Raw genomic sequence first — 8,083 nt, 5'->3', positions numbered from 1 at the left:
GGTCTACCGGGTCTACCGGGTCTACCGGATCTACCGGGTCTACCGGGTCTACCGGGTCTACCGGGTCTACCGGGTCTACTGGTGGCGGAAACCCACCACCACCAGTAAAGCTACCAGAATCAATAGTGCTGCTATCAACTCCTACTAATACTGCTAAGACATCACCGTTAGTACCACCTACACTAATAATTGTATTATCGGGGTTGTCTTCTGATGCAAAAATACTTAGTTGTTCAAAACTTAAACCATTACTCAGACCAATTAAATCTTCATTGCTAAAGTCATTGATAAAGTCTGCACTACTAACTCCTGGACCTCCTGAGTTGGGTGCAAGATTAAAGGTATCTTGCCCAAGACCACCTGTAATCGTATCTGCACCAATATCTCCTGAGAGAAAGTCTGCACCGACTCCTCCTTCTAGGGAGTCTGCATCTCTTCCGCCAAAAAGTACATCATCTCCTGCGTTTCCTTCTAGAATATCTCTACCTGTTTCTCCAAACAAGGTATCTCCACCATCATTTCCTAATAAGCGATCGTCACCTGCACCGCCAACTATTGTATCATTGCCAATATTACCAGCAGCTACATCATTGCCCCGATCGCCAAATAATAGGTCATCTTCTCCACCACCCACAATACTGTCATTCTGCTTACCTCCAAAAATAGTATCATCACCTTCACTTCCTAATATAGTATCACTGTCGCGATCGCCAAATAATATATCGCTACCACTATTTCCTAGGAGAGTATCTAAATCTTTACCTCCCCGCAAACAATCATCTCCCAGACCTCCGTCGAGAAAATCATCTCCGGCATTTCCGTTCATTTGGTCTTGACCTTCATCCCCTAGGAGAGCATCATTTTCATCTAGTCCAAAAACTGTATCATCTCCAGACAATGCTAAAATTGTGTCTGATATTTGACTTCCAAGTATGGAGTCGCTGAGAGTAGTTCCCTCTCCTAAACCTTCAATAAAAATTGGTGGTGGTAGTTCGACTTGTCGTTTAGTTCTTTCTGTCATCTTGATTTTTCCTCATAATTATTATTTTTTTGTTAGGGAGTAGGGAATAGTCTAATTAATATTCCTTTTTCCTTTTTTTAGAAAGGTAAGGGAATAAAAAGTTTTTCCCTGTTCCCTATTTAGAAAGGGGATAAAAAGTTTTTACTTAATTCCCTATCCCCTACTCCCTACTCCCTTTGTTGTTTACAGCGGTTTTCATTTGGGTAGACCACAGTAGGGGCGTTTGCGTAGCATGACCTTAGGAAATGGCCATTAGCTACGCACAACTTTCCTATCGGAATGCTCCGCAAACGTTTTATATGTCGCGTAGCGAAACGCCCCTACAGGATTTTTGCTTGTGAAGATGTGGTTCATCAATTTGAAAAGCGCTGTAACTCTTTGTGTCATCTTGATTTTTCCTCATAACATAATTATTTTTTGAGAAAGGTAAGGGAATAAAAATTTTTACTTAATTCCCTACTCCCTACTCCCTACTCCCTATTCCCTAATTCTTATATAAAGTCAAAATCATCAGCCTCAATAATAGTTGATATTTGGTCTGCGTCAGGTTCAATAGATTCGAGGATACCCAACTCAAAAGCAGGCAAACTATCATCAGCCAAACTTGTGTCATAACCAAGCACATATTTGTTAAGTTTACCATTCAAGTAAACAAAGAAAGCCGGGCGATCGCTCGATCCATTTTGTACATTTAAAGCAGCATTGACTGCTTGTACATTATCAAACTTACCTTCAAAAATAATCAATTCTGCATCAGCGATACTCAGACCTTCAGAACCAACATTTTCGTTTTGGAGAATCACACTAGAAAAACCATCGTTAGTTAAACCACCAAAGTTAGCAGATGTAAATAGGAATGTATCATCACCTTTACTGTCAAAATCAACGATTCTATCAACGCCTTGGTCAGCCACTTCATAGAAGAAGAAGTCGTTACCGGCACCACCTGTGATTCTGTCAGAACCAGATCCTCCAGCCATAGTATCATTACCCACACTACCGTCAATCTGATCGTTGTTATCACCACCTTGGATAGAATCATCTCCTATGTCACCAAGAATAGCATCTTGACCTGAACCACCATCTATAGTATCGTTCCCATCATCACCAACCAGAGAGTCATCACCTGTATCTCCGAATATTGAGTCGTTTTCTGAACCCCCTAAAACGGTGTCCGCTCCAGCGCCACTATTAATAGTATCGTTATCAGCACCACCATCTATTAGATCGCTACCTTCTCCTCCAGTTACAGAGTCGTTATCAACTCCACTGCGAATAGTATCATTACCTGCATTGCCAGCTATAGTGTCTTCCCCATCTGCTCCCAGAATAGAGTCGTTACCTTCTCCTCCAACGATACTATCACCACCATCTCCTCCTAATAAGTTATCATTACCTGCCTCCCCAAAGAGACTATCATTTCCTGTATCCCCAGAAATGCTATCATTACCGTCACCACCAAACACGCTGTCGCTACCATCTCCCCCTAGGAGAGTATCTTGTTGAGATCCACCAGATAGACAATCATCACCAGCGTTACCAAAAATAGAGTCATTTCCTTCATCACCACTAATATAGTCACTGCCACTCAGACCATCAATGCTATCATCTCCTGCCAAACCCAAAATATTATTACTGAGGGCAGTACCAGTGAAGTTATCAGCTTCATTAGTTAATGTTTTAGTATCATCTGTAATACCGATGCTAAATGAAGTTAGAGGAACTTGACCACCAGAAGTATCGGCAACGGTATAACTGAAAGAGTCGTTACCTGCTGTATCATCTGGGGTAAATTGTAGTAAGTTATCGTTAATATCTTGTTGGGTGAAAGTGTCTCCCTCTCGTAACCGGGGGCTACTTCCTATTCTTAGTTCACCTAAATCTGGAGCATCTGCAATTGTGTAAATTAACTCACCAGGACTATTATCAGCATCTGACGCTTGTAAATTATTCTGATTAATGAACCGTATACCCGAACTTTTTTCTACTACTATACCAGTATTGTTAACTAGCTCTGGTGGTTGGTTAACTGTAATCGTAACATTAGCACTATCGCTTCCTCCATCACCATCGCTAATAGTGTAGCTGAAACTATCAGTACCAATAAAATCAGTATCGGGGGTGTATTCAAATATTCCATTGCTTTTCACCACTAACTCTCCATTGGAAACTGAAGAAAAATCAGTTACTGTCAGTGGTTGGCCTTCAGGATCGGAATCGTTTTCTAAGACATCGAACTCTACAGATGTATCTTGGCTAGTTGTTACCTCATCATCTTGCGCATTAGGTGGAAGGTTGGGAATAGGCGGTGGTGTTGGGTCTACCGGGTCTACCGGGTCTACCGGATCTACCGGATCTACTGGGTCTACCGGGTCTACCGGGTCTACCGGGTCTACCGGATCTACTGGATCTACCGGGTCTACTGGGTCTACCGGGTCTACCGGGTCTACCGGGTCTACTGGGTCTACCGGGTCTACCGGGTCTACCGGATCTACCGGATCTACCGGATCTACTGGTGGTGGAAACCCACCAGCACCAATAAAATTACCAGAATTAATAGTATTACTGTCAACTCCGACTAAGATAGCTAAGAATGGACCATCAGAACCATTTTGAATGATGGTATCACGACCTCCTGAAGTAGGACTTTGGAAAATAACTAAATCGTTAAAACCAAGACCACCTCCTAGACGAATTAGGTCTGTATTACCATTAAAGTCAGCAATAACATCTGCCTCAAAAATTTCTATGCCACCGTTTTCAGGACTAATAAAAAATGTATCGTTACCCTCACCACCAATAAGAGTATCTGTGCCTAAACCTCCTGCTAAAGAGTCGTTACCAAAATCTCCTTGAACTTGGTCGTTACCATCCCCACCATCTATGGTGTCGTTATCTTCGTTGCCACTCAGCAGGTCTGCTCCTGAACCTCCAAATATTGAATCGTTGCCAGAATTTCCTTCAACTATATCATTGCCTTCATCACCAAAGATGGTATCATTCCCGGCATCTCCAAATACGCGGTCAACACCAAGACCACCGCTAACAAAGTCGTCTCCAACGCCACCACTAACAAAGTCGTTCCCTGGGCCACCAAGAACATTATCGTTACCATCTCCACCTAAGACAGCATCATCACCTCTGTCACCAGATACAAAGTCATCTCCTGCATCACCAGAAACACTATCATTACCTTTACCCCCAAATATATTATCTCTCCCATCTCCTCCATTTACAGTATCATTACCGCGATCGCCATATAAGATATCATTGCCATCTTCTCCTAAAACAAAATCATCATCTTTCCCACCACGGGCGTTATCGTTACCTTGATTTCCTGTTACTGTATCATTGCCTCGACCTCCATTGAGAGTATCGTTATCTGCGTCTCCTCTAATTTCATCATTGGCAGCTTCACCGAGAATAGTGTCATCTCCCCCTGCTCCAAATATCACATCTACTTGGTCACTACCAATTAAAAATTCATTATTAGGACTACCTTGGAATACTCCCTCTACTCTGATGGGCGCTCCTTCATTGAAAACCCTAATGTTAACTGTAGCTAGGGAACTTGTTGTGCCATTACTTGTCTCGTAACTAAAGCTATCTGTTCCTATAAAGAAGTCTCTGGGGGTATAAGTAAAAGTACCTGTGCCATTTTCAACTAACGAGCCATTTTTCGGCAAGCTAAAGTTACGGACGAATATTTCATTTCCTGTAGGATCGATGTCGTTCTCAAGCACATTGAAACTAACGGCTTGAGCTTGATTTGTGGTTACGTCATCATCTACAGCTATTGGTGGTGGTGGTGGCAATGGCGAATCGGTTGGTGTTGGTTCTGATGGAGATGGTGTTGGCAATTCCACAAACTCGCCATTAATAATCAAACCAATGAGTCTGCCATTATCATCTCTAACTTGGATAACTTCTGTTGGTGGTGGGGTTGGTGCTGGTGTGGGTGTTGGTTCTGGTGTTGGTTCCGGTTCTGGTTCCGGTGTTGGTTCCGGTTCTGGTTCTGGTGTTGGTTCCGGTTCTGGTTCCGGTGTTGGTTCCGGTGTTGGTTCCGGTGTTGGTTCCGGTGTTGGTGCTGGTGTTGGTTCTGGTGTTGGTTCTGGTAGTGGTTGTAATGCTACAAAGTCACCATCATCGTTAATGAAACCTCGTACAAGAACCCCATTTATTTCTCTTGTAACGATTACAACATTTGTACTTACTGCTGATGTGCCCATTCTTGATTCTCCCTGTAAAAATTATCTTTAAATTTGTTTGCGTTCTTTATTGACAAATAGTTATTTTTATAGTATTTAAAACATTAATTTTTCATTAGTCCTAAATTTGACCAAAAATTACAATAAGTATTTATTCTGAATTGTCTAACTAACCAGGATAAGACGCAGAACTGTAGACCAAAGGTAAAAGTGGTCCTGTTTGTTCCTGTCCATTAACAGCAAAATCGCTGTGACAAAGGTAAATCCGATGTTCATTTGACCCATTAACTGAACTAGAGTGGGAATAAGTTACACGACTTAACAAATCTAACAAAATTCGTCGCAATCTTTCCCGATCGGATTTTTGAGTATCTTCAATAGTCCAACAATTTCCTAACTGGCCCTGCAAGAATAATGGCGCTCCATAAAGAGTGGCAGTACCTCCACTTAACCAGAGAGGAGAACCAACATCTAACCAAAACTGCCATCTATGACATTTGCGACTAGCTCGGTATTGAAAAATTGTCGCCAAAGTAACTGCCGGAGGTGAATGACCTATTGAACGGACTGGGTATGGGTTCGCACTGACAACACCTCTGCGTAAAAACTGGATAAATTTCTCAACTGTACTGGAGGATAAACCTTCTTCCACTAGGTCATCAGTTATACCTTCTGTTACCTGAAGTTGGGAGTTTTGTTGTAGTCTGCGCTCTACTTCCCAATAGTGGGTTGCTGTTTCCATCAACTCTCGTAGCGCTGATAATTCAGCAAAAGAAAGATAAGTAGAAATAAAAAATTTCTGAATTGCTCTATCTAGCAAAAAGATAGGGTTAGGCAGTTGACGTTGTTGCTGTTGCGATCGCTGTTTTTCTATCCACTCTAAAATCTGATTATAAACACGAGTTGCTCGATATCCCACCCTATCCCATCGAGAAAAAGTTTCTATGGGTAGTAAGCGTGGATGTGTAATATCTGGATAAAAGCAATGATCCGCTAATAAACCTGCCCGGACTGGATCTATATCATTATTCTTTTGTAAATTTTCCTGACCATCTATTTCTTTTTCCCTTTTAGTAATTGACCTCTGACTTAATACCACCAGCATTTCTGCCACAGCATTACGATCTACTAGACGACCCAAACCTGGATAAACTAAAGTTAAAATACTTAACAATGCTCGGATCATCGGATAGCTTATTAGAGGACGTTGTTCTTTGAGAGATTCCACAGCAATTCCAGCATGGTTTAGAATTGAAATCAAACTATAACGAGCGATCGCATCTAAACCAGGAGCTATTATTGCTACTTCTTCAGGTTTTACTATACCCAAATTTATATCTTTAACGATCACCTCTGCTGTTTCTCGTAATAAAGCTGCCCGCGATCTAGTTTCAATGGATTGAAAATAAGCTGGAAGTTGATAAATAGAAGTATTCAAGTAATCATCGACGACTAATTCGACAATAGGTTCCCCTATTTCTTGTGCTAAATTCTGAGCTGCCTCCAATGCTTCTATTTGACAGCCTTTCTGTAGTTGTGCTAGATATTCCGGGTCAGCCCCCAAACCTAATCTAATTGCACCATCAGGATTATAAGTGAAAACACCTACAGCTCCATGATCTAACAGAAAGTCGAACAACTGATAAGTTATGGCAGGATATTCATCCACATCATCTGCCAATACAAACGGATAACGATGAATTAAATGTTGCTGATAGGTAGAGTTTGGCAGTAGATACCGCCAGTACAACTCCGTAATTATTCCGTAAGTTAGCAAACCTCTTTGACAACACCAATGTTGCCACTGTTGCAGTAATTCTACTATATTGGCATAAAAATTTTCTAGGGTACTTGGTGAACCAGCCCCTACTTCCTCAAATCCCTGTTGTAAAATCATGCCGATTTCTTCTGTGGGCGTGCAACTGAAAGCAGCCAACTGAAATAAGTCTAGAGTTCGACGTATCATCCGCTCTAGACTTACTCCTGGCTGTTGTAGTTTCTCTATCTGAGGACGCCAAAATCTGCTAGCAAGTTCCTGTTCTGTTTCGGGGCGTAGTCGTAAAGGAAATTGTCCCCTCAAGTCCAAAGCTTGGATTAGCAATGGCCAGAATAAGATGACCTCATCCTCAAAAAAACCTAATGGGGTAGTTGAGTGATAGGGGTATTGTTCTGATGTGGCCTCGAAAATTCGGTCCATCAAATTAATCCGGTTCTCTGCATTAGCGGCCAAGATTAAGATTTGGGGTTCAGTATGTTGGAAGTTCCCTATTTGATCGTGGTCTTGCTGGAGCCTAGTGGCAGCTATATCACTTTGAGAATTTTCTGGCCTTACTGTGGGGAAAACTTGATTGAGGGGAGATTGAATCTGTTGGCCTTTGATGCAGAATTCTTCTATTAGTCGATTTGTTTTACCGCTAAGAGTTGGCCCTGTAATCCAAAGAGAAGAAGATGGCAATTTCAGCTATCCTTTGTCTGGTTAAGAAACTAGATTATATTACAGAATTATTTGTGTTGATGCTATGTTTATAGTTCGTATTTTTCTTTCTGTTAGTTAATCCTAGTATCCCAGTCTAAAAACTATAACGTTGTAGTTTTTTGTCAGAATTTTCTCTTGCTTAGTATCAGTAAAATTAAGACTAGAGAGTTTTTAGTTAGGGAGTCTATCTCAAAACTGTAACGTTGGAGTTTTTTCTCAGAATTTTCTTTTGCTTAGTATCAGTAAAATTAAGACTAGAGAGTTTTTAGTTAGGGAGTCTATCTCAAAACTGTAACGTTGGAGTTTTTTCTCAGAATTTTCTTTTGCTTAGTATCAGTAAAATTAAGACTAGAGAGTTTTTAGTTAGGGAGTCTATCT

At 41.3% G+C, this 8,083-nt stretch carries 3 protein-coding genes; all 3 read right to left on the bottom strand.

The annotated features are described in order from the left end of the window. Nucleotides 1-1,021, bottom strand: a 1,021-nt coding sequence (locus ACP6PK_RS08510; RefSeq protein ID WP_426559238.1) for a calcium-binding protein, incomplete at its 3' end; no start/stop codon positions are given. A 491-nt stretch (nucleotides 1,022-1,512) separates the two neighbouring features. After that, nucleotides 1,513-5,250 (bottom strand): Ig-like domain-containing protein, encoded by a 3,738-nt coding sequence (locus ACP6PK_RS08505; RefSeq protein WP_426559237.1) that lies wholly within the window; start codon nucleotides 5,248-5,250, stop codon nucleotides 1,513-1,515. A gap of 148 nt (nucleotides 5,251-5,398) precedes the next feature. Then, nucleotides 5,399-7,684, bottom strand: a complete 2,286-nt coding sequence (locus ACP6PK_RS08500) for a PD-(D/E)XK nuclease family protein (RefSeq protein WP_426559236.1) — start codon at nucleotides 7,682-7,684, stop codon at nucleotides 5,399-5,401. Between the last annotated feature and the right edge of the window lie 399 nt (nucleotides 7,685-8,083).

Origin of the sequence: Dapis hubbardiae BLCC-M172, from assembly GCF_050016015.1 — a bacterium.
GTDB lineage: Bacteria > Cyanobacteriota > Cyanobacteriia > Cyanobacteriales > Microcoleaceae > Trichodesmium.
The sequence above is the reverse complement of the archived record's forward strand: the minus strand, read 5'-3'. Positions and strand labels throughout refer to the sequence as shown.